Here is a 21884-nt window from a genome sequence, read left to right on the forward strand (position 1 = left end):
AATACTTTCTCTAGGTGTTTAAAATCACTCTTGAGGAATTTAAGATTATTTCAGTAATTCAGGATTGCTTAGAATTAATTCTATTTTTCTAATAATTACGGTAATTTGATTCATTTGACCTTCAATATTTCTAAAAAACAAGCTAATATCTCTATTTACCCAGCTTTCTGAAATAACTCTAGCGCCCAAACTAATTCTTAGAACAGCGCTTTGTAAATCATTGCCATACTTTACATTTACCGCTTGACCTATATGACACTTTTGCGCAGCAAGTCTATTGATCTCTAAAGGTGAACCTTCAAATTTATCTGATATATCTGAATTTAATAAAGCATAGAGTTTTTTTACCTCATCTACCGGTAAAGCTTTATTATTTTGAAGAATAAAAAACGGAAAGATGGTACGAATATTTCTTATTCCAAATTCTTTACTATCGTAGTTTGTTTTTACTTCATCACCATACAGTGGCTCTAAAAATGTGGCGTCGTTTATTGAATCTTCTATAAAATCACAAAACATTTCAATCCCCATATTTCTATAAAGAATTGGTGTTTTATAATATCTATCCATTTCAACAATGGCAGCATTCCAACGCATGTATGATCCATAATTAAATCCTTCAGATAATTCCTTAGAACAAAACCACGTTATTGGCCAATCGGAATGATTATAATATTGCGTTAATCCTATTGGTAATTTATTTTTTGACGACTGAATTAAATTACTCATACTTTCAGGTAGAATTAAAGCACCTGCATACGGAGGTCCCGTAAAGTACTTACTGCCTGTTGTAGAAACAATATATCCTTTTTCTAAATAAGCGTGTATATCTGAAGGATCTAATCTCAGCTGTGCCGCATCTACAATTATTTGCATGGAAATATCCTCTAAAGCATCTAATTTTTTCATCATTTCCTCACTAGGTGATTGATAACCTAATTTAGAATGATCCATAACATGCAATACAATATGTCTTCCTAACTTATTTGTCTCTGAAATCGCAGTAAAAACCTCAGTATCTAATTCTTTTTCAGATTTTAACTTCCCTTTTTCATCTCTAAAAGGAATTTTAATTAATTCAACGTCTCTAAACCCTTCTATTTTATCCCCTTTTTTAATTGGATAATTAAGTGCCGTTGTATTTTCGAAATGACAACCTTTTAAGGCTGCAGGCACTCCACTACCTGTTTCATCTGACGCGACTAAAACATGAGTAATCTCCTTATCTGTTATAATTTGAGTGATTGCAGCAACTTGCAAAGAGGCATCTGTACCTGAAGGTGAAAAAATAATCTCACAAGCATCGTTTAACTTAAATAGCGTTTTAAGATTGTTTTTTAATAATTCTGAAAACTCATTCGTGGTCTTTTTAAAGCCGTTTTTTAAGCTATTCTTAATTAATATACTTCTTACTTTATCTGTTTTATCGAAAGCAAAATTAGAAACACTTGTTGCTGTAGATGAAGCAAAAGTAAATGCCTCTGGTCTAGGGAAAGGTCTACAACCGTATTTGTTTAACAAGGCAACTTCGTCTATATTTAACCTTAAATCACCACCAGCCATTAGTAAATATTCTGTTGGTTTAGCTAAATTCGCTACAATGGGTCTCCAAGAATCTTCAAATTCTTTTTCTGAATTATCAATTTCATGAAATGCTTGTAATTCTTTATGTTTTAATAATGCTTCAGCGGTTAAATCTTCATCTTTTTTAAATAAATTGATTAAAAAATAATCAAGAGGTTCTAATTTTTCTTTATCCTCTTTAGGCAACAGCTTGTAAAATATTCGAGCTACTTCAAATGCTGCTATATCACACAAAGCAGAATCGTCTTCTTTATTGCTTAGTGCTTTGTACCAAAGTTGCCACTCTATTCCATATCTTAAATAAACTAAAGCTAAAACAGGATTTTTTAAATACGTCGCACCAATTATAATAGCTTCATTAGGTAAAATTTTGAATACAAGCGGCTCTTTTGCAGAGGTAATAATATTTATATTGTTAAGTTTCGGAACTGTGTTAAATCTTTTTAAAACATGAACTAGATAATTCACATTATCTTTTTCAAACAAACTCGTTCTTTTATATTGATTTTCAATAATAATATTATTTGTCATATGTATTTATTTTATAACGTACGCGTAAATGAAACGTTTTAAAGGGCGTCTTTTAAATATTAATTTCAGTAGGTAAATGCAATGTTTATTTGATGAACGTATTCTAAAATTTTGATAAAAATAGGTTTATTTTAAAAACTTAAAACTAATATTTTTCTTATTTATTAAATTTCTAAAACTGCACAAAAAAGAACAAAAGTAAAAAACTAGATATAATATACTAGATGGATGTTGTTTATATTTTTATTTGAAAAACTTTTACTCTTTTTATTCTGTTTTAAATTCATAAGCAATTGACAAGAACTTCTTATTTCTTCTTTTAAATGCTCAGATTATTCGACTTTAAAAGCGTGCTATCGTTAAACTCAACTTTAAATATATTGGTCATAAATTCTGGAATTTTTTTTGGTGAACGCGTCTGAATATCTACTGAAACAACCGTAGATGTCGCTTTAACTAAGAGCACGCTTAGTTTATTCCTAATTTCAAATTCAAAATTGAAACGCACTTTTGGTAACTCTTTAATAACTGTTGTAATGGTTAGTAACTCATCAAAATGTGCTGGTTTCTTATAATCAATATAAAATGAAATAACAGGTAATATTATATGATGACCTTCAAGCGTCACTTCGTCTAAATTCAGTTTTCTTAATAATTCATTTCGAGCTTGATGGCAGTATGCAAGATAGTTTGCGTGATAAACATATCCCATTTGATCCACCTCTCCGTAATGCGGTCTTATTTGAAATGTATCAATGATCACAAGATTTATTTTCTATTTTATTTTCAGTGAGTTGATGGCCCATAAAATTTTCTTTGGTCTCTAAATAATACTTATTAAATGGATTTGAGGGTATTATTAATGACACTCGTTTTACAACCTTAACTCCACTCTGCTCTAATCCTATAATTTTATCGGGATTATTAGTTAACAGATCTACTTGTTTTACACCAATTGCTGCGAGAATTTCAACAGCAATATTATAGTCTCTTTCATCTGCAGCAAAACCCAACTTCAAATTAGCTTCAATTGTATCTAACCCTTGCTCTTGCAATTTATAAGCCTTCATTTTATTCATTAAACCTATTCCTCTTCCTTCTTGCTGCAAGTAAACAATAACACCTGTTTTATTGGCCTCAATCATCTTCATCGCTCCAATTAATTGATCGCCACAATCACATCTTAAAGAACCAAACAAATCACCTGTAGCACAAGCAGAATGAATACGAGTTAAAACGGTATCTTCCGAAGTTAAATCTCCTTTAATAAGAGCCATATGCTCAAATCCATTTATTTTTTCTTTGAAAGGAACCAATTCAAAATGACCGTATTTTGTAGGAAGCTTAACCCTTTCCCCTTCTATAATAATTGCTTCTTTAATAGACATGAATTTTATTTTTATATATACTTATAGAAGACCAGTTCGTTTAACAGTCTCTATTTTAAAAATTAACAATGCGATTTCTAATTTTGCAAATGATGTTGCTTTCTTCTATATCCATAACAACTTATACCATTATCTGTAATCTCGTTTGCGACAAATTGCAAAACAACATCTGCTGAATCACCAGCACACCCTCTTATGACAGTGATACCCGCTTTATTTAATTTATTTAAAGCTTTATTTCCTATATGATCTGAAAGCATAAAAGTAACTTGTTCTTTTACTAAAGCGTTTACAATGTTAGAACAATCAGTATTTTTATTTAAATCGAATAACTGCACATCTAAAATGTCATTTGCCTTAGAGAAAATATAAATTTCGTAAACTTTAGAATCCCTAAAATAATTTTGAACTTTATTATTTTTAGTTATTGGTATGGCTATTTTTTTCATGACCTTTTTTTTTGCTTCATTTCTATTTTTGAATCTAAATTATTTGACACTTTATATTTTAGGCTTAACATCAGCTATTCATTTAAATTCACTAAGTCATGCACGTCACCTGAAGAGCAATTATCAGACTTTAAATCATTATCTACTTCTACAATTAACTTGAAGCATCTTTTGCATTTATACCAATTTTCTTCAAATTCGAAATCCCCCCCTTTAATAAGAATCGATTTACCCTCTACAAAAGCTTGTCCAATTTTCTTTAAGGCACTATTATAAATTCGAGTAAGCGTCGGTCTTGAAACTTCCATCTGATCTGCTGCTTCATCTTGTGAAAGATCATCGTAAATAACAAGTTTTACAGTTTCATATTCTTCATATTGCATAACAACATGTTCTGTTTCACAGAACCGAATACCAAAAGGTTTAAAACCGAGCATTTTTGGAGGATTATTAACTTTTCTCTTTTTTTTAGGGCGAGGCATCTTATAAATTTCACATAAAGGTAATGAACTTGCGTTCAAAATAAAATTTAATAGTGCTAATATTTTCGATATAAACAAAAAAAAAGCACAGTCCTTAAACTATGCTTTTATATATTTTAAAATAAAAAGGTTTTTAAATCTCGCGATCAGAATCCCAAGCTTCTAAATAATCTTTTACTGCTTTTACAAATTGTCCACCTAGAGCGCCATTAACAACTCTATGATCATAAGAGTGCGATAAGAACATTCTATAACGGATACCAATATAATCGCCTTCTGAAGTTTCTATAACAGCAGGCACTTTTCTAATAGCACCTAAGGCTAAAATCCCTACTTGTGGCTGATTAATAATTGGTGTTCCCATGATGCTACCAAACGTACCAACATTAGTTACGGTGTAAGTTCCGCCTTGTATATCATCTGGATTCAACTTCCCTAAACGTGCTCTATTTGCTAGGTCATTGACACGTTTTACCATTCCTAATAAACTTAATTGATCAGCGTTTTTAATTACAGGAACTATTAAATTACCATCTGGTAAAGCTGCCGCCATCCCAACATTTATAGCTTTCTTTTTAATGATCTTATCTCCTTCAAGAGAAATATTCATCATTGGGAATTCTTTTAAAGCCTTTGTAATAGCTTCCATAAAGATTGGCGTAAAAGTCAGGTTCTCACCTTCTCGCTTTGTAAAACCCGCTTTAACTTTCTTTCTCCAATTCCAGATATTAGTTACATCGGCTTCAATAAACGATTGCACGTGTGCAGACGTCTGTACCGAATCTACCATATATTTAGAAATGAGTTTCCCCATTCTAGACATTTCAATAATCTCATCACCTCCGTCTGTTATAATTGACTTAGGTTCTGGCACTGCCTGTTTCGGTTTTCCTTGTGTCTGAGTTGGCTCTGGCGCTTTCTCTACAACGGTATTAGACGTTGAAGTTACAACTGGTGAAGCACTACGTGATTCTAAATAAGATTTAATATCATTTTTAGTTACCCGAGCATCTTTACCTGTCCCTTGAATTGTATCTAATTCTACTTGAGAAATACCTTCCTTCTTTGCTATATTTTTTACTAATGGAGAATAAAAACGATCTTCTGTCGATGCCACTGGTGCAACAGATTCTCTTGCTGCAACTACAGTTTGTTCTACTTCTGCTACTTGTTTAGGCGCAGCAGTATCTTCCTTAACTTCTGGTTTTGCTTCAGTAGCTTTAACCTCTACTGTATCTCCTCCTTCAATTTTAATCACCGCAATCACCTGTCCGACTTGTACAACATCATCAACGTTAAATAGTTTTTCAACTAAAACGCCATCTACTTCACTCGGAACTTCACTATCTACCTTATCAGTAGCAATTTCTAAAACAGCTTCATCTGCTTCAATTGTATCTCCAACATCTTTAAGCCATGAGGTTATCGTTGCTTCTGCAACACTTTCTCCCATTTTAGGTAACTTAAGTTCAAAATTTGCCATATCTTTAATTTGTAGGTCGTTATTTGCTAATCGCGTGCAAAATTACTAAAAAAATAAGTGTTTCACTGAATTTTACTCAACAAATCTATTTTAAAAGTGTAATACTTCCCCTTTGTTGCTAGCGCTATCACTTCCGAGGATAAATTTACAGTTTTTTGTAAGAAATCTAAAAACAATAGCTTCTTGTTTCGATTTTTGCTTCATATCCGCAATTACATCACTCGCATTCAATAATTTAAAATCGTAAACAATTAAGCTGTCATTTTTAACATTCAACTGAATATTATCTTTCAATTCAATTGGTTTCGGTAATTTTTGACTCAAAATAAGATCTGAATCCATGCTATATAGATAAGAATGATTTGGCACGACTTTAACATCTTTTGGATTTTTTCGCATTAAAAATGCCATTTTAATTCCTAACCAAACCACTGCATTGAATAACAAATTCTGTTTAAAATGTTTTTTATAAAAAATCTGCATCGCCCCGTAAAAGCGTTTTGCGTATTTGGAATCTTTTAACGTACTCTCTCCTTTAAAATGAATCACCGTTGTATTACCATAATAGAAATTATCATAACCTGCTTTAATCACTTTATAAGAGAGATCAATATCTTCCCCATACATAAAATAGGCCTCGTCAAAACCGCCAACAGCATCATAAACCTCTTTTTTAAGCCACATAAAAGCCCCCACTAAAATATCAACCTTTCCTGTATTATTTACATCTATGTGATTTACGTAGTAATCGTTAGTAAGTCCTAATATTTTTTTTAGAGCTACTTTTGGTGTTGGAATATGACGTTTACTTTCTGGTAGAAAATTTCCTTGACCATCAATAAGTTGACAACCTACAATACCAAGATTGGTCTGAGTTTCTGCAAACTTAAAAAGTTTAGTAAACGTGTCTTCTGCAACAATTGTATCTGGGTTAAGAATACAAAGATATTCGCCTTTAGCTTGTGCTACTCCTATATTGTTTCCTTTTGAAAACCCTGAATTCTCTTTATTCTCAATAAGTTTTACAGATGGAAACAATTCCTTTACCATCGTACAACTATGGTCTGGAGAATTATTATCTATCACAATAATTTCAGCATCAATTGACGTAATGGCCGCTTCAACACTTCTTAGACAAACCTCTAAAAAGTAGCGTACATTATAATTTAAAATGATGACAGAAAGTTTCAAGATAAGATTATGATTTTAATGAAGCTTCAAATGGAACACGATCTATAATGCTTCGGCCTAGTGTAATTTCATCGGTATATTCTAATTCATTTCCAGCAGCAACACCTCTTGCAATTGTAGACGTTGTTACCTTATAATCTTGCAATTGTCTAAATATGTAAAAGTTTGTGGTATCACCTTCCATTGTTGGACTCATTGCAAAAATTAATTCTTTTACTTTTCCTAATTTCACTTTTTCTACCAAAGATGAAATATTCAAATCTTGAGGACCAATACCATCCATTGGTGATATTTTACCTCCTAAAACATGATACAAACCTTTAAAAGAACTGGTATTCTCTACTGCCATAACATCTCTAATATCTTCTACAACACAGATTAACTCGCTATTTCTATTAGGATTTGCACAAATTTCGCACAATATTGTATCGCTTATATTATGACACGATTTACAGAAATTAATTTCTCCTCTCACCTTCGTTAGCGCATTAGCTAATTGAAAGGTTTGATTTTCGGGTTGTCGCAACATATGCAACACTAAACGCAAGGCTGTACGCTTACCAATACCAGGCAATTGCGACATTTCATTAACTGCGTTTTCTAAGAGTTTTGATGAAAATTCCATAACCGCGAAGGTACTTAATTTTGGAGATAAAAATAAAGGAGAACATAAATCTCTATTTTAGAGCAAATTATCTAAAAACCACTATTTTTTTCGTAATTATATTTAATTTAAAGCAGTCCTTTTTTACAAATAGATTACTTTCATAAATTATACTAAAAAAACGTTACCATTATGTCTCCAACAGCAATACTCATCTTAATTGTATGTTACTTTGGTTTGCTTATTTTAATCTCTTATTTCACAGGGAAAGAAGATTCTAACGCTGCTTTTTTTAAAGCAAATAAGTCCGCACCATGGTATTTAGTAGCTTTTGGTATGATCGGTGCTTCTTTGTCTGGTGTTACATTTATCTCTGTTCCTGGTGCTATTGAAGCAAAACAATTTGGTTATTTACAAGTTGTTTTCGGGTATTTTTTTGGGTACTTAATCATCGCTTTTGTGTTATTACCACTCTATTACAAACTTAACCTTACCTCTATCTACACGTATTTAAGAGATCGTTTTGGTGTTGTGAGTTACAAAACAGGCTCTGTTGCATTCCTTATTTCTAGGACCGTTGGTGCTGCTTTTCGCTTATTTCTAGTCGCTAAAGTTTTACAACTTTTAGTTTTTGATTTATTCGATATTCCTTTTGCTTTCACCGTAATAATTACTATTGCTTTAATTTGGCTTTACACCTTTAAAGGAGGCATAAAAACAATCATTTTCACAGATACACTTCAAACTTTCTTTATGTTGGTTTCTGTTGTAGTTACCATTGTATTTTTAGCATCTGCTTTAGATTTAAATAGTATTGGAGATGTGATTACTTACACCAAAGAAAGTAACCTGAGTAAGGTTTTCTTTTTTGAAGACGGCAATGGTCCTCAATACTTTTGGAAGAGCTTTTTATCTGGAATTTTCATTACTATTACCATGACTGGTTTAGACCAAGATATGATGCAGAAGAACTTAACTTGTCGTAATTTAAAAGATGCTCAAAAAAACATGGTCACTTTTAGTGTTGTCCTCATTTTTGTAAATATCCTTTTCTTAGTTCTTGGTTTAATGCTAACACAATATGCAGCAATCCATGGTATCACGGCATCTAAGGATGATTTATTTCCTACTATTGCTATGCTTCCAGAAATAGGTATTGTAACCTCAGCGTTCTTTTTACTTGGTTTGATTGCTGCAGCTTATTCTAGTGCAGATTCTGCTTTAACCTCCTTAACTACCTCTTTTTGTTTTGATATTTTAGACATTGAAAACAAACCAGAAACCAAAAGAAAAGGCCTTAGAAAACGTGTCCATATCGGTTTTAGTGCTGTGCTTGTTTTGGTTATTTTGTTATTCGATTTTATCTTTAAAGATGTCTCAGTTATCTGGGAACTCTTTAAAGCGGCAGGCTACACTTACGGACCGTTATTAGGCTTATTTGCTTTTGGTTTAATCACCAAAATTGAAATTAAAGATAAGTTGGTCTGGATTGTTGCTATTATAGCACCTCTAATTTCTTACCTATTAAACCTTTATTCTAAAGCATTATTTAACGGTCACGAAATCGGATTTGAAATACTAATTTACAACGGACTATTTATGTTTTTAGGTTTACTTCTTATAAAGAAGAAAGCCTAATATTGCCCTGTACCCAATAAAACTAAGGTGCAAGCTTCTTCAAACTCAATATTATTCTGTTCTAAAACATTGTAAAACTCTGAGTTTTCTGTTCCAGGATTAAATATGACACGTTTAGGGTTAAGTCCTATTATGTAATCGTAATATGGTTTTTGACGTTGCGGATTTAAATATAAGGTAACAGTATCAATACCTTTATAAGGCATTAATTCTGTATCTATTGATACGTCTTCAATATTTCCTTTTCTTAAGCCAAAAGCCTTGACTTCATGATTATAACTTCGCAACCTCTTGATTGCAATGTTAGAATAGCGCTCTTGTTTTAATGACGCTCCGATAACTAATGTTGTTTTATTCATAGTGTTAAAAAAATGTTAAGAGAAAAATTTAGGGTAACATAACATAAATATAGTCGTCTTCTATTTCACAAACAACCTATTCAATCAAAAAAAATAAATCAATCAAAATGAAGCATTTCTTATTAATGCTTGTAATAGCATCATCAACTATTATAAGTGCACAACCCAACTCTAATTCTGATATTAAAAACGGTTCTGTTTCAGGACGTGTTATTGATGCAGACCTCAATCAACCTTTACCTTATGTCAATATCGTTATTAAAGATATGGCGAAAAAAATAATTACAGGCGGTATTACCAGTGACGATGGTACTTTTAAAATAGAAAACATTCCAGAAGGAAAAATTATTGTATCCATCCAATTTGTTGGTTTTAAAACCATAGACCGCACGGTTACAATCGGAAAAGGAAATTACAAACTCGAGTTAGGTGATATTAAACTTGAAGAAGAATCTATGGGTTTAGACGAAGTTACTATTGTTGCTGATGTTTCTACTATTCAACAAAAAGTAGATAGAAAAGTGATCACCATTGGCAAAGATTTACAAACCGCTGGCGCAACGGCAAGCGAAATCATGAACAATCTACCTTCAGTAAGCGTAGATCAACAAACAGGCACTTTAAGCTTACGTGGTAACGAAAATGTCAGGGTTATGGTCGATGGGAAACTATCTAATATTCCTGCCGATCAATTATTAAAACAAATTCCTTCTTCTTCAATAAAAAGTATTGAATTAATTACAAACCCTTCAGCCAAATATAACCCTGAAGGCATGAGTGGTATTATCAATATTATACTTCATAAAAACACTAAAATTGGTTTTAATGGTAATATTAACTTTGGTTTAGCTTATGATATTGAACCTAAATTTAATAGTTCTATTGATGCAAATTACAGAAATGGTAAGCTGAATTTTTATGGTTCTTACAGCAATAGCGTGACAAAGAATGTTAATTATGGACAGATTGATCGTATTGACCAAGCGATTGAGCAAAACTTTGATATTTTAAACAATAATAAATCGCATTTATTTAAAGTTGGTGTTGATTACTACCTCAATGATAAGAATACAATTTCGGTGTTTACCAATCAAAACCTTTTTAACGGGTGGAGCAATGTTTATTCTAGTATTGCCTATTTAACAAATCCTAGTTTAGACGAATCTCAATATACACGTGGTGATAACGAGAATGATTCGCAGCAATATAATGTCAATTATAAACATGATTTTAATGAAGAAGGACATAGCATAGAGTTTGAAGCAGATTACAATACTTACAGTGGTCTAACAGATACAGGAAATACCTTTTACAGTTCTCAACGTCCTAACTTTCTTGAACAAACAGATACCGACAGAACAAATACAACACTTAATTTAGATTACACGAATCCTCTATCTGAATCCACAAAATTAGAATTTGGCTTACAAGCACGTTTGTTTGATACAAGTTTGTTCTACCAATCAGATGCAAGAGAAACGAACCAGAACGGAGACTACATACCAACAACGACTCGTTTTGATTACGTGAGAGATATTTATTCAGCTTATGCTACTTATGGCACAAAAAAAGAAAAGTGGAGTTACCAATTGGGCTTAAGAGCAGAAACCGTCAATGTCGATTCTGATGCGTTTAAAAAAGACTTAGCGTCTAACGAAGCATTAACGATTCCTTTTGAAAATAATTATTTTGAATTATATCCTTCAGCATTTTTTACTTATACACCTTCAGAAAAAAATTCATACCAACTAAGTTATAGTCGACGAATTGACAGACCTGGAATTGGACAAGTAAATCCTTTACCTGAATGGAACACACCTTTAATTTCTCAATTTGGAAATCAAGAATTACGTCCTCAATTTACAAACTCGATGGAAGTAAATTATACAAGACAGCTTGAAAAAGGAAGTATTACTGGTGGCATTTTTTACAGAATTATAGAAGACGAAATTCAACAAGCTATTTTAATTGATCGTACCGACGTTAACCGTTTAATTATGACTAACTTAAATTTTGACAACACAACAGCTTATGGTGTCGAATTGTCTTCAAGCTACCGTCCAACAAAATGGTGGAGTATTAATGCGAGTTTTGATTTGTATTCTCAATCTCAAAAAAGTTTAGCAGAATCTTTTGATGACAATCAGAATATACTTTTAAATACCGTTGAAGTTGACAATTTAGCTTGGAGTGCAAGAGTATTTAACAACTTTAAAGTCAGTAAAAGTTTAAGTTTTTCAGCCTTTGGAATGTATAGAGGAAAAAATCAGAATATTCAATTTGAAATGAACGACATGCTTATGGTCAACCTAGGAATGCGCTATACATTTATGGAAGACAGAGCTAATTTTAGCTTGAGCTATAATGACATTTTTGATACCATGTTTGCAGAGTTTGATAGCGAGCGTCCATATACACAACACGGACAATTTAATTGGGAAAGTCAACAAATATCAGCGCGCTTATCTTACCGTTTTGGAGGAGGAAATTACAGTGCAAAATCTCGTAAACAACGCGATAGTGATGTTCAAGAAGGTGGAGGTATGTTTTAAACAGTAAAACTTAAAATTAATATAACGCATAAATACCCCAAATCTACAGCTTTGGTTATTTGTTAAATGCGAGTTAAATACCCAAAGTCATGTAATAATATAGGAGTCCTGACGTCTATAGTAGTATAGTTTTTAAGTAATATATTATAAATTAATTTTTATAATAGTTTTAGTTAAGGTTGGTTAATAGCGAAAAAGCCCAAACAAAATTTGTTTGGGCTTTTTTTATGTTTTAAAATCAATTTAATCTAATTGACTTTCATCTAATTCATTGCAAAAACAACGTAATCCATGGTATTTAAAACATCTGAAGTGATATCTCCTTTTACCGCAATAATATAGGCTTTAGCTTCTCTTCTTTAAAATATACATCAAACGCTTTTTTTTTAATTCTTATTTTCTTGCTCTACTATTATTGTTATATGACCTTACACCTGTAACATCTTAAAAAAGCAATCTTAAAGCATCAAAAAATTAAACTCCGCTATAGGCACTAAATCCACCATCAATAGGAACCACAATTCCTGTTACAAATTTTGAAGCTTCCGAACATAAATAATGGATCGCTCCATTAAGTTCATCTGCATCTCCAAAACGTCCCATTGGTGTATTTCTAATAATTGTATTTCCTCTATCCGTATAACTTCCGTCTTCGTTTGTTAATAATGCTCTGTTCTGATTTCCTATAAAAAAACCAGGTGCTACAGCATTAACACGCATGCCTTCTCCATATTTTTGAGCCAACTCAACAGACATCCATTTGGTAAAATTATCAATCGCTGCTTTTGAGGCAGAATACCCCATAACACGTGTGATTACTCTATCTGCAGCCATAGAAGACAAGTTAATAATTGTTCCTTTCTTATTTTTAGCCATTTCTTTACCAAACACCAATGAAGGAATGATACTACCAAATAAGTTTAGATCTATAACTTGTTTAAATTGTTCGATATCTACATCAAACACAGATTGTCCGGGGGCCACAGTAGCACCAGGCTTATTTCCACCCGCAGCATTTATTAAAGCATCTATCTTACCGTATTTTGCCATGATTTTACTAGCAGCATCTTGAAGTGATTTTTCTTCAACAACATTACAAACATAGCCTTCTACTTTGTCACTAATTTTTTTAAAATCAGCGACTGTATTATTAAGTGCCTCCGTTTTATAATGCAGTAAAATAACCGTTGCATTGTTTTCTAATAAATATTTAGCAATTCCACCTCCAAGAACTCCGCAAGCTCCTGTTATAAGAATTGTTTTATCTTCTAAATTAAATAAATTCATTTCTAATTTTTAATTCGTTTTTCTTTTTCTTAATCATTAATCTTTTCTAACTCGGAGGATAGCAAAGTAAAATTTTAGATGCCTCATGAGATCTAAAAGTAATTTCTAAAATCGCTGCTGATATAAAGATTTCATCCCCTTGTTTATAATCGTATTGTTTTCCGTTGCAATCTATGACGCCATCGCCTGAATAAATTACCGCAACGTAGAAACATCCATTTCCTTTAATGGTATGTTCTCCATCTAAAAGCAGTTCGCTTAACCCAAAACAATTAGTATGCTTTTTATTGAATAGTGTTTTGAATGTATGTTCAGCTGACTCCTCTAAAACTTCAGGAGTTATTTTCCATTCATTTAAAGCTTCGTCAATAGTAAAAGTATCATAATGGAAACATTCTAACATTTTTTCTTCGCCTACACCTTGATGAATTAATTCTGGACCTATTTTTAAACCTGCAGGCGTTGTTTTTTCAACACGCATCGTATAATCCGTAGGTTCTTGTACTTCCATTAAAAAACAGCCTGCACCAATAGCATGTGGTACACCACCGTAAATCATAAAAGCATCACCTGGTTTTACCTCGATTTTATGTAAACAATCTAACATTCCTTCAATGTTTTGATTCTCAAAATGCGTTTTCCAGATCTCTTTAGTGACGTGTTTTTTAAACCCCATATAAACCACAGGTTTTTCACCATCAATTTCTCTTGTGTTTAAAACATACCAAGATTCTGTTTTACCAAATTCTGAATTAAAAACAGTTTTTGCATAGTTTTTATCTGGGTGTACTTGAACTGTTAAACGCTCCATAGAGTCTAACATTTTAATGAGCACACCTGTAGTTCCGAATTTTTCAGCAAGATCTTTACCTAAATATAAATCTAAATCAGAATTAATTAAATCCTTTAAAGGAAAAACACCATCTTCAGTTTCTATCAGAGAAAGCCCTTCGTCTTCAGGTCTGCCATTTCCGCGCGCTGTTATTGTAGACATTATCCATTGTTCAGGCATTTGTCCATCTACTTCTGGTGTCATTTTTTTCCATCGATCAATTAAAGCTCCTCCCTCATAAGTTCTCCAAACTCTATTAGATTTTTGTTTTAAAGGTATGTGTGCATATTTCTGTAAGTCCTCACTCATGGTTATTGTATTATCGCTTAAAGTATTATTGTACAAAATCTATAAATCCTAAAATCGCAACATATAACATGAAACAATTAAAAATGAATGTTGCTACTAAAGCTATATTCATCCAAAGTGAAGGTTTATGTGATTTCATTAAGTCTGATTTATTCAGTAAAATTATTAAAAACAGTGTTATTAATGGCATTACAAAAGGACTAAATGCTTGGGAAGCGATTAAGATCCATACAGGTTTCCCCCCTAAAAAAGGTACTATTAATCCAGATAATGCTACTAAAACCACTATAACTTTAAATAGTGATCTTTTCATATTTCGTGGTGTATCTGTATAATCTGCAATTAACCAAGGAAATAAAAGTAGGTTCGGGAAAATTGATGATAAGCCCGCACCAACAATACCTAATGTAAATAATGTTAAAGCAAAATCGCCCGCCCATGGCCCCAAAGCGGACATTAAATCTGTAGCATCATTTACGGGTGTTCCTTTAAAATAGAGTGTTCCTGTTGCACTAATCATAATGGCTAGACTTATTAAAAAAGTCATGACCATTGCAGACATTGCATCTTTATTTTCTTTTTTTAAATCGTTTAAGCCCCATTTTTCTTCATGTACTAAAATACTACGAGATGCCAAACAAACCCCTGCCATTGTAGTCCCAACAATTCCTGCTATGATTAAACCTGTATTATCACCTGTTGGTAAATCTGGAAAAAACTCAATGATTGATTTTCCTGACTCCTTTAAAACCATAAAACTGGTAAAAATAAAAGCGAGCGCCATAAAGCCAACCATAAGACTCATGGCTTTTATAAAATTCTCATGCTTTCCTGTCCAGAAAAGAGCAATTAATAAAGCAATAAAAAAAGTTGCAATTACAGGCTTGTTTAAAAAGGAGATTGATGTTTTTACCGAAATCCATTCCATACAAACCTCAGCAACAACTCCCATAACTCCAATAACCGAAGAAATAATGGATACTGCTAAAGCGGTTATAATAAATAGTGTAATAGGCTTACCAAATGTTTTTTTGAACAATAACATAAGCGTATTACCTGTAACGATGGTCAGTTTGCTAATTGAAATCAATAAAAAATAAGTAAAAAAACAGGATAACAGAAGAGCCCAAGACAAGCTTAATCCAAATTTAGCACCAGAAACCACCATTGAGGTCACACTTCCGGTTCCGACGACATAGCCAATAATAAAAAAGGCGGGGCCAAAATCTTGAATTTTCTTTTTGAATTTAACGGCATAAGTAGGACTACTTGTACTCATAATTTTGTTGTTTGTTATATTAGTTTATAAGTTAAAAGTCATGGGAGAAGTTTCAATATATAATTGAAAAAGTAGAGTTATTCTCCCTTGTCTTTGTTAGGTTTAAGGTGTTAATATATGAAATAAGAATATAAAAGCAATTTAATATGTACTATTAAAATTAAAGAACCTGATCTGTTGGCACAAATCAGGTTCATCAAAAAATTATATTTATGAAATATAGGTATAGCGAAAGTTGTCTGTTACCACTTGATAATCACACTTCCCCAAGTAAATCCACTACCAAAGGCTGCCAACACAACGGTGTCACCTGCTTTTATTTTATCTTCTTCCCATGCTTCTGTTAAAGCAATCGGAATTGAAGCTGCAGTTGTATTTCCGTATTTCTGAATATTATTAAATATTTTATCATCACTTAATTTAAACTTACGTTGTATAAATTGTGCGATACGCAAATTAGCTTGGTGCGGAATTAGCATATCAATATCATCGACTTCTAAATTATTTTTCATTAAACCTTCCATAATCACTTCACTAAAACGAATTACTGCATTTTTAAATACAAATTGCCCATTCATGTGTGGGAAATAACTTTCGTCATTAGGATCATTATCTGCAATGATATCGCTTACCCAACGTTTCCCCATTCCTGGCGCTACTAAAACTAACTCTTCGGCATGCTCTCCTTCTGAGTGTAAATGTGTTGATAAAATTCCTTTAGAGTTATCTTCTTCTCTTGTTAATATAGCAGCACCTGCTCCATCTCCAAAAATTACTGAAACACCTCTTCCACGTGTTGTTTTATCTAAACCAAATGAATGTAACTCGCTACCAATCACTAAAATGTTTTTATACATTCCTGTCTTAATAAAGTTATCGGCTACAGACATGGCATAAACAAAACCAGAACATTGATTACGAACATCGAGAGCACCAACTGTTTTAATACCTAAAGCATGTTGCACTTGCACACCTGGACCAGGAAAATACATATCTGGACTTAACGTTGCGAAAATGATAAAATCAATATCATCTTTATCTATACCTGCACGTTCAATAGCAACCTTGGCTGCTTTTACCCCCATAGTTGCCGTAGTATCACCACTGCCCTTTTCTACCCAACGACGTTCTTTTATACCTGTTCGTTCTTGTATCCACTCGTCGTTAGTATCCATCATCTTAGATAAGTCATCATTAGTTACAACGTTATCTGGGACATATTTACCTAAGCCTATTATTTTTGAATTATACATGGAATTTTAAATTTGATATTTTTTATAAAAACAAAGCTAACATTTTCAAAGCTAGAAAAGATTTAGTTGTGCTTACATTAGCTATGCACGCATAGCTTAATCTGTTTTTTTAACTAAAAGGAACTTCATGCTGTTTCAATATTATTCTGTATGTCATCTTGTCACAAATATTTTCTTGGTATTTTATTTGACTGTAAGTTATTATTCAAATTAATAATACAAAAAACTATATATCATGACAAAAGGAAGTATTAATGTATCGGTAGAGAATATCTTTCCGTTAATTAAAAAGTTCTTATACAGTGATCACGAAATCTTTTTACGTGAGCTTATTAGTAATGGTACAGATGCCACACTAAAATTAAAACACCTTACAAGCATAGGTGAATCTAAATCTGATTACGGAAATCCAATCATTGAAGTAAAGATTGATAAGGAAGGTAAAAAACTTCACATCATTGATCAAGGTTTAGGGATGTCTGCTGAAGAAGTTGAAAAATACATTAACCAGGTCGCTTTTTCTGGTGCTGAAGAGTTCTTAGATAAGTACAAAGATTCTGCTAAAGATTCAGGAATTATTGGACACTTTGGTCTTGGTTTTTACTCTGCTTTTATGGTAGCAGAAAAAGTTGAAATCATCACAAAATCACATACTGGTGCAGATGCAGCACATTGGACATGTGATGGGTCTCCAGAATTTACGCTAGAGCCTTCTGATAAAGCAGATAGAGGAACAGAAATTATTCTTCACATTGCTGAAGACTCTACTGAATTTTTAGAAGACAATAGAATTAGTGAGTTATTGAATAAGTATAATAAGTTTATGCCTATTCCAATTAAATTTGGAACAAAGGAAGTAAACGATCCAGAATTTACACCAGCAACAACTACAGATGCAGAAGGTAAAGAAACTACAGAACCACACAAACAGATTACTGTAGATAATATTATTAACAACCCTAATCCGGCTTGGACAAAACAACCAACTGAATTAGAAGCTGAAGATTACAAAGGATTCTACAGAGAATTGTACCCAATGCAATTTGAAGAGCCTCTATTTCATATCCATTTAAATGTAGATTATCCTTTTAACTTAACAGGTATCTTGTATTTCCCTAAGATGGGTAATGACATGAACATGCAGAAGGATAAGATTCAATTATACCAAAACCAAGTTTATGTAACGGATAATGTTGAAGGGATTGTACCTGAATTCTTAACCATGTTACGTGGTGTTATTGATTCTCCAGATATTCCATTAAACGTATCGCGTTCTTATTTACAAGCTGATGGTGCTGTGAAGAAAATTTCATCTTACATCACTCGTAAAGTCGCTGATAAGTTGAAATCATTATTTAACTCTAACCGTGAGGATTTTGAAGCTAAATGGGATGATATTAAACTTGTTATTGAATACGGAATGCTTTCTGAAGATAAATTCTTCGAAAAAGCAGATGCCTTTGCATTGTACCCAACCGTTGATGGTAAATATTATACCTATGAAGAGCTTTTTAACAAAACAAAAGCAACTCAAACAGATAAAGACGGTAAGCTAGTATTGCTTTATGCTTCTAACAAAGACCAACAGCACAGTTATATTGAAGCTGCAAAAGCTAAAGGTTATGAAGTGTTAATGTTAGATTCACCTATTGTACCTCACTTAATTCAGAAATTAGAATCTACTAAAGAAAATATTTCTTTTGCACGTGTAGATGGTGATCATATTGATAATTTAATCAAGAAAGATGAAACTACTATTTCTAAATTATCTGAAGAGCAACAAACAGAATTAGATACACTTTTAAAAGAAGTTGTACCTTCTGAAAAGTTTGCTGTACAATTAGAAGCTATGGATAGTGATGCTTCTCCATTTATTATTACACAACCAGAATTTATGCGTCGTATGAAAGAAATGCAGCAGACTGGTGGCGGTGGTGGAATGCAGATGTTTGGTAATATGCCAGAAATGTATAACCTTATCGTTAATACAAATTCTCCATTAGTTAGTGAAATTTTAGAAACTGAAACTAAAGAGAATAAAGAACGTTTAATTACACAAAGTTTAGATTTAGCACGTTTATCTCAAGGCCTTTTAAAAGGTGAAGAGTTAACGAACTTTATTAAGCGTAGCTACGAATTATTGAAGTAAGTAATATTTGAAACGTCATTGCGAAGACGCAGGACGTGGCAATCTCCTCTATTTGAAACCACTTTGTTAATTCAAAGTGGTTTTTTATTTTCCACAAACTAACTGAAAACTCTATTTTACTCATCGAAAAGAAGCGTTAGCTAAACCTTCGTTTTCTGTTTTTTAATTGATACCTAAGTTTGATGTACACTAACATTAAAACTTTATATTATGAAGAATCAATTTAACTTAGACATTAAAACACCATGTTCAGAAAACTTTAACCAATTTTCACCAACTGAGAAAGGTGGTTTTTGCAACTCATGCGAAAAAGAAGTCATAGACTTTACGCAAATGAATGCAGAAGAAATTATCGTTTTCTTTAAAAACAAGTCCTCTCAAAATACGTGTGGTCATTTTAATAAAAATCAGTTAACCGTATACAATAAAAAACCGAAAAATAATAAGCGATTAAGTTTCTTAAGAGGCATAGGATTAGCTTGTGTAACATTCCTCGCTAGCTTTACCGCACATGCACAAGACACAACGAACACGATTGAACCAAAACAAAACACATCTGAACTTAAAGCCAATAAATTCGAAAAAAATATCATTATAAAAGGTAATGTAACAGAGGGAGATTTACCACTTCCTGGTGCAAATGTGGTTTTACAAGGTTCGACAGTTGGCATTGCTACTGATTTTGACGGAAATTTCACCTTTCTTGAAAAACTAAAAATAGGAGATGTTTTAGTCATTAGCTATCTTGGCTTTGAATCACAAAAAGTGGTCATAGAAAATAAAAATTCAGCTTCAAAAATTGAACTCAATATTGATATGAAAGTTGATTCTTGTATGATTTTGGGTAAAATAGCTGTCAAAGATATTTACAAATCTAAAAGAGACTAATATTTTATATTATGAAAAATTGGTTCGTCATCTTTTTAGCTGTGCTCATTAATAGTTCTAACGCTCAAGTATCAGATTTTAAAAACATAGATTTTACAAAAGCAGATAATACAGCCAAATTATATGAAGGTCATAGCATAGAAAACCTATCTCTTTTAGCGCATAAATTAACAACCAATCTCACCACAGATGTTGAAAAATTTAGAGCTATTTATAATTGGGTTTGCACCAATATTAAAGGAGATTCTAATCAGCATAATAAAGTCAGTAGAGCGCGGAAAAAATTTAAAAGTGATAGTTTAGGTTATGTAGAATGGAATAATTACTACAAGAAAATAGCCTTCAAAAAACTACTAAATCAGAAAAAAACGATGTGTACGGGTTATGCGTATCTTATTAAGGAATTATGTTTTATTGCAGATATAGAATGTATAATTGTAGATGGCTACGGCAGATCTTTTGAAACTAACGTCGAAAAACTGGAAAACTTAAACCATTCTTGGAATGCCGTAAAATTAAACAACAAGTGGTATGTATGTGATGCCACTTGGTCTAGTGGTTATATGATTAACAAAAGCTATTTTATTTCGGATTATAATGATGGTTATTTTCTAACTGATCCAGTTTTATTTGCAAAAAACCATTTTCCACTTCAAAAAAAATGGTTTCTTAATGACACTTTAAAAACTACGAAGTTTGTAGCTGAACCCATAGTTTATGGAGAAACATTTGAGCACAAAATAATTCCTATTGGTCCTAAGAAATTGAATACAACAATTACAAAGAATAAAGACATCACCTTTCAGTTTAAATCATTAAAAGACATTTCTACGAATACTATTTCATTAGTTCGCATAATAAAAACAAAAAAGATACCTTATAAAATTTATGATGTTATAAGCAAAAATGGAATTGTAACATTTAAATACAATTTTAAACATAAAGGTTCCTACGACGTTCACCTAAAAATAAAGAATGATATTGTTGCCACCTACACTATCGAAGTGATTTAAATTTTGGAAACAAACAGTAATCTTATTGTTTTATTTAAATTAGCCCATGGAAGAAATTAAAATACTATTCTTTGTAGTAGGTACTTTTTTCGGTGTTCATCAAAGTAACATCCTTTCAGAAAAGACAACAGTTACCGTAAACCCTCAAGAAAAAACGATTGTAATCCGCCAAGAAAACTTAGTTACTTTTATTAAAACAGAAAGTGATAGTTTAAATATTCAAAATGAACTGTCAAAGTTTGTACACCCTAATCAGTCATGGAGCTCTGAACTTAAAAACTTCTCCGTAAAAGAGAAGGAATTCTATAAGTCTGATGATCATAAATCGCTTCATTTAAAACTGAGTCTAACGTATTCAACCTTAAAAGATTTAAAAGTCTTTGGTATCGATATGAATAATGACGGAAAGTTCTCTATGACGAACTTCCCAAAATCACATACAAAATCTACGGATGGTATATTAGAAGAACCGTACTGGAATTTTGAAGCTGATCAACCCTTCACGTTTACCGCGGAACCTTTAACTGATTTACCTGAAGCGTTCCAAAAACTTAAAACAAAAGTATTACCGTTTTGGTTCGCTCTCAAATAAAAATAGTAAAAACAAAAAAAG

General features: G+C 32.2%; 19 protein-coding genes. 6 read left to right on the forward strand and 13 right to left on the reverse strand.

Translation table 11 applies throughout. From position 1 onward, the window contains the following. Positions 1-45: 45 nt before the first annotated feature. From HM985_RS12275 to recR, 8 genes are all read right to left on the reverse strand, one after another. Complete coding sequence (locus HM985_RS12275) at positions 46-2115, reverse strand: hypothetical protein (RefSeq protein WP_179376536.1); 2070 nt, start codon at positions 2113-2115, stop codon at positions 46-48. A 319-nt stretch (positions 2116-2434) separates the two neighbouring features. Next, a complete protein-coding gene (locus HM985_RS12280; protein ID WP_179376537.1) occupies positions 2435-2878 on the reverse strand; it encodes an acyl-CoA thioesterase in 444 nt (147 codons plus the stop codon). Next, on the reverse strand, positions 2868-3503 hold the full coding sequence (ribA, locus tag HM985_RS12285; RefSeq protein WP_179376538.1) for a GTP cyclohydrolase II: 636 nt from the start codon (positions 3501-3503) through the stop codon (positions 2868-2870). Before ribA ends, HM985_RS12280 begins: the two co-directional genes overlap by 11 nt. Before the next feature lie 77 nt (positions 3504-3580). Continuing rightward, complete coding sequence (locus HM985_RS12290) at positions 3581-3952, reverse strand: NifB/NifX family molybdenum-iron cluster-binding protein (RefSeq protein ID WP_179376539.1); 372 nt, start codon at positions 3950-3952, stop codon at positions 3581-3583. Positions 3953-4026: 74 nt separating this feature from the next. Further along, positions 4027-4434 (reverse strand): DUF134 domain-containing protein, encoded by a 408-nt coding sequence (locus HM985_RS12295; RefSeq protein WP_179376540.1) that lies wholly within the window; start codon positions 4432-4434, stop codon positions 4027-4029. 133 nt (positions 4435-4567) lie between these two features. Continuing rightward, a complete protein-coding gene (locus HM985_RS12300) occupies positions 4568-5917 on the reverse strand; it encodes a dihydrolipoamide acetyltransferase family protein (RefSeq protein WP_179376541.1) in 1350 nt (449 codons plus the stop codon). A gap of 90 nt (positions 5918-6007) precedes the next feature. Next, positions 6008-7108, reverse strand: a complete 1101-nt coding sequence (locus HM985_RS12305) for a glycosyltransferase family 2 protein (protein ID WP_179376542.1) — start codon at positions 7106-7108, stop codon at positions 6008-6010. 7 nt (positions 7109-7115) lie between these two features. Continuing rightward, the gene (gene recR, locus HM985_RS12310; protein WP_179376543.1) at positions 7116-7733 is read right to left on the reverse strand and encodes a recombination mediator RecR; all 618 of its coding nucleotides are present in this window, start codon (positions 7731-7733) and stop codon (positions 7116-7118) included. Positions 7734-7904: 171 nt separating this feature from the next. On the opposite strand from recR, the gene HM985_RS12315 reads away from it, so the two are divergent. After that, the gene (locus tag HM985_RS12315) at positions 7905-9350 is read left to right on the forward strand and encodes a sodium:solute symporter (RefSeq protein WP_179376544.1); all 1446 of its coding nucleotides are present in this window, start codon (positions 7905-7907) and stop codon (positions 9348-9350) included. On the opposite strand, the gene HM985_RS12320 is transcribed toward HM985_RS12315, so the two are convergent. Continuing rightward, on the reverse strand, positions 9347-9709 hold the full coding sequence (locus tag HM985_RS12320; protein WP_179376545.1) for a CoA-binding protein: 363 nt from the start codon (positions 9707-9709) through the stop codon (positions 9347-9349). The two genes, HM985_RS12315 and HM985_RS12320, sit on opposite strands and share 4 nt — an antisense overlap. Before the next feature lie 107 nt (positions 9710-9816). Between HM985_RS12320 and HM985_RS12325 the strand changes: the two genes are divergently transcribed. Further along, the gene (locus HM985_RS12325) at positions 9817-12261 is read left to right on the forward strand and encodes a TonB-dependent receptor domain-containing protein (protein ID WP_179376546.1); all 2445 of its coding nucleotides are present in this window, start codon (positions 9817-9819) and stop codon (positions 12259-12261) included. A gap of 474 nt (positions 12262-12735) precedes the next feature. Here the strand turns inward: HM985_RS12325 and HM985_RS12330 are convergent, their stop codons facing one another. From HM985_RS12330 to HM985_RS12345, 4 genes are all read right to left on the reverse strand, one after another. Beyond that, on the reverse strand, positions 12736-13548 hold the full coding sequence (locus tag HM985_RS12330; RefSeq protein WP_179376547.1) for an SDR family oxidoreductase: 813 nt from the start codon (positions 13546-13548) through the stop codon (positions 12736-12738). A gap of 46 nt (positions 13549-13594) precedes the next feature. Continuing rightward, positions 13595-14689, reverse strand: a complete 1095-nt coding sequence (locus tag HM985_RS12335) for a type I phosphomannose isomerase catalytic subunit (RefSeq protein WP_179376548.1) — start codon at positions 14687-14689, stop codon at positions 13595-13597. Between the two features lie 25 nt (positions 14690-14714). Then, a complete protein-coding gene (locus HM985_RS12340) occupies positions 14715-15968 on the reverse strand; it encodes an NRAMP family divalent metal transporter (RefSeq protein WP_179376549.1) in 1254 nt (417 codons plus the stop codon). Positions 15969-16210: 242 nt separating this feature from the next. Next, positions 16211-17221, reverse strand: a complete 1011-nt coding sequence (locus HM985_RS12345) for a 3-oxoacyl-ACP synthase III family protein (RefSeq protein WP_179376550.1) — start codon at positions 17219-17221, stop codon at positions 16211-16213. Positions 17222-17456: 235 nt separating this feature from the next. Here HM985_RS12345 and htpG point away from each other — a divergent pair, with 235 nt between their 5' ends. The 4 genes from htpG (at position 17457) to HM985_RS12365 (ending at position 21863) form a co-directional block, all read left to right on the forward strand. Continuing rightward, on the forward strand, positions 17457-19370 hold the full coding sequence (gene htpG / locus HM985_RS12350; protein WP_179376551.1) for a molecular chaperone HtpG: 1914 nt from the start codon (positions 17457-17459) through the stop codon (positions 19368-19370). Positions 19371-19580: 210 nt separating this feature from the next. Then, positions 19581-20258: a carboxypeptidase-like regulatory domain-containing protein gene (locus HM985_RS12355; protein ID WP_246285006.1), complete on the forward strand. Its 678-nt coding sequence runs from the start codon at positions 19581-19583 to the stop codon at positions 20256-20258. 11 nt (positions 20259-20269) lie between these two features. After that, positions 20270-21271 carry a transglutaminase domain-containing protein gene (locus HM985_RS12360; RefSeq protein ID WP_179376552.1) on the forward strand — a complete coding sequence of 334 codons (1002 nt, stop codon included), beginning with the start codon at positions 20270-20272 and terminating at the stop codon, positions 21269-21271. Positions 21272-21317: 46 nt separating this feature from the next. Further along, positions 21318-21863, forward strand: a complete 546-nt coding sequence (locus HM985_RS12365; protein ID WP_179376553.1) for a hypothetical protein — start codon at positions 21318-21320, stop codon at positions 21861-21863. Positions 21864-21884 lie beyond the last annotated feature (21 nt).

The organism is Winogradskyella wichelsiae, assembly GCF_013403925.1.
In the GTDB taxonomy this organism is placed as follows: domain Bacteria; phylum Bacteroidota; class Bacteroidia; order Flavobacteriales; family Flavobacteriaceae; genus Winogradskyella; species Winogradskyella wichelsiae.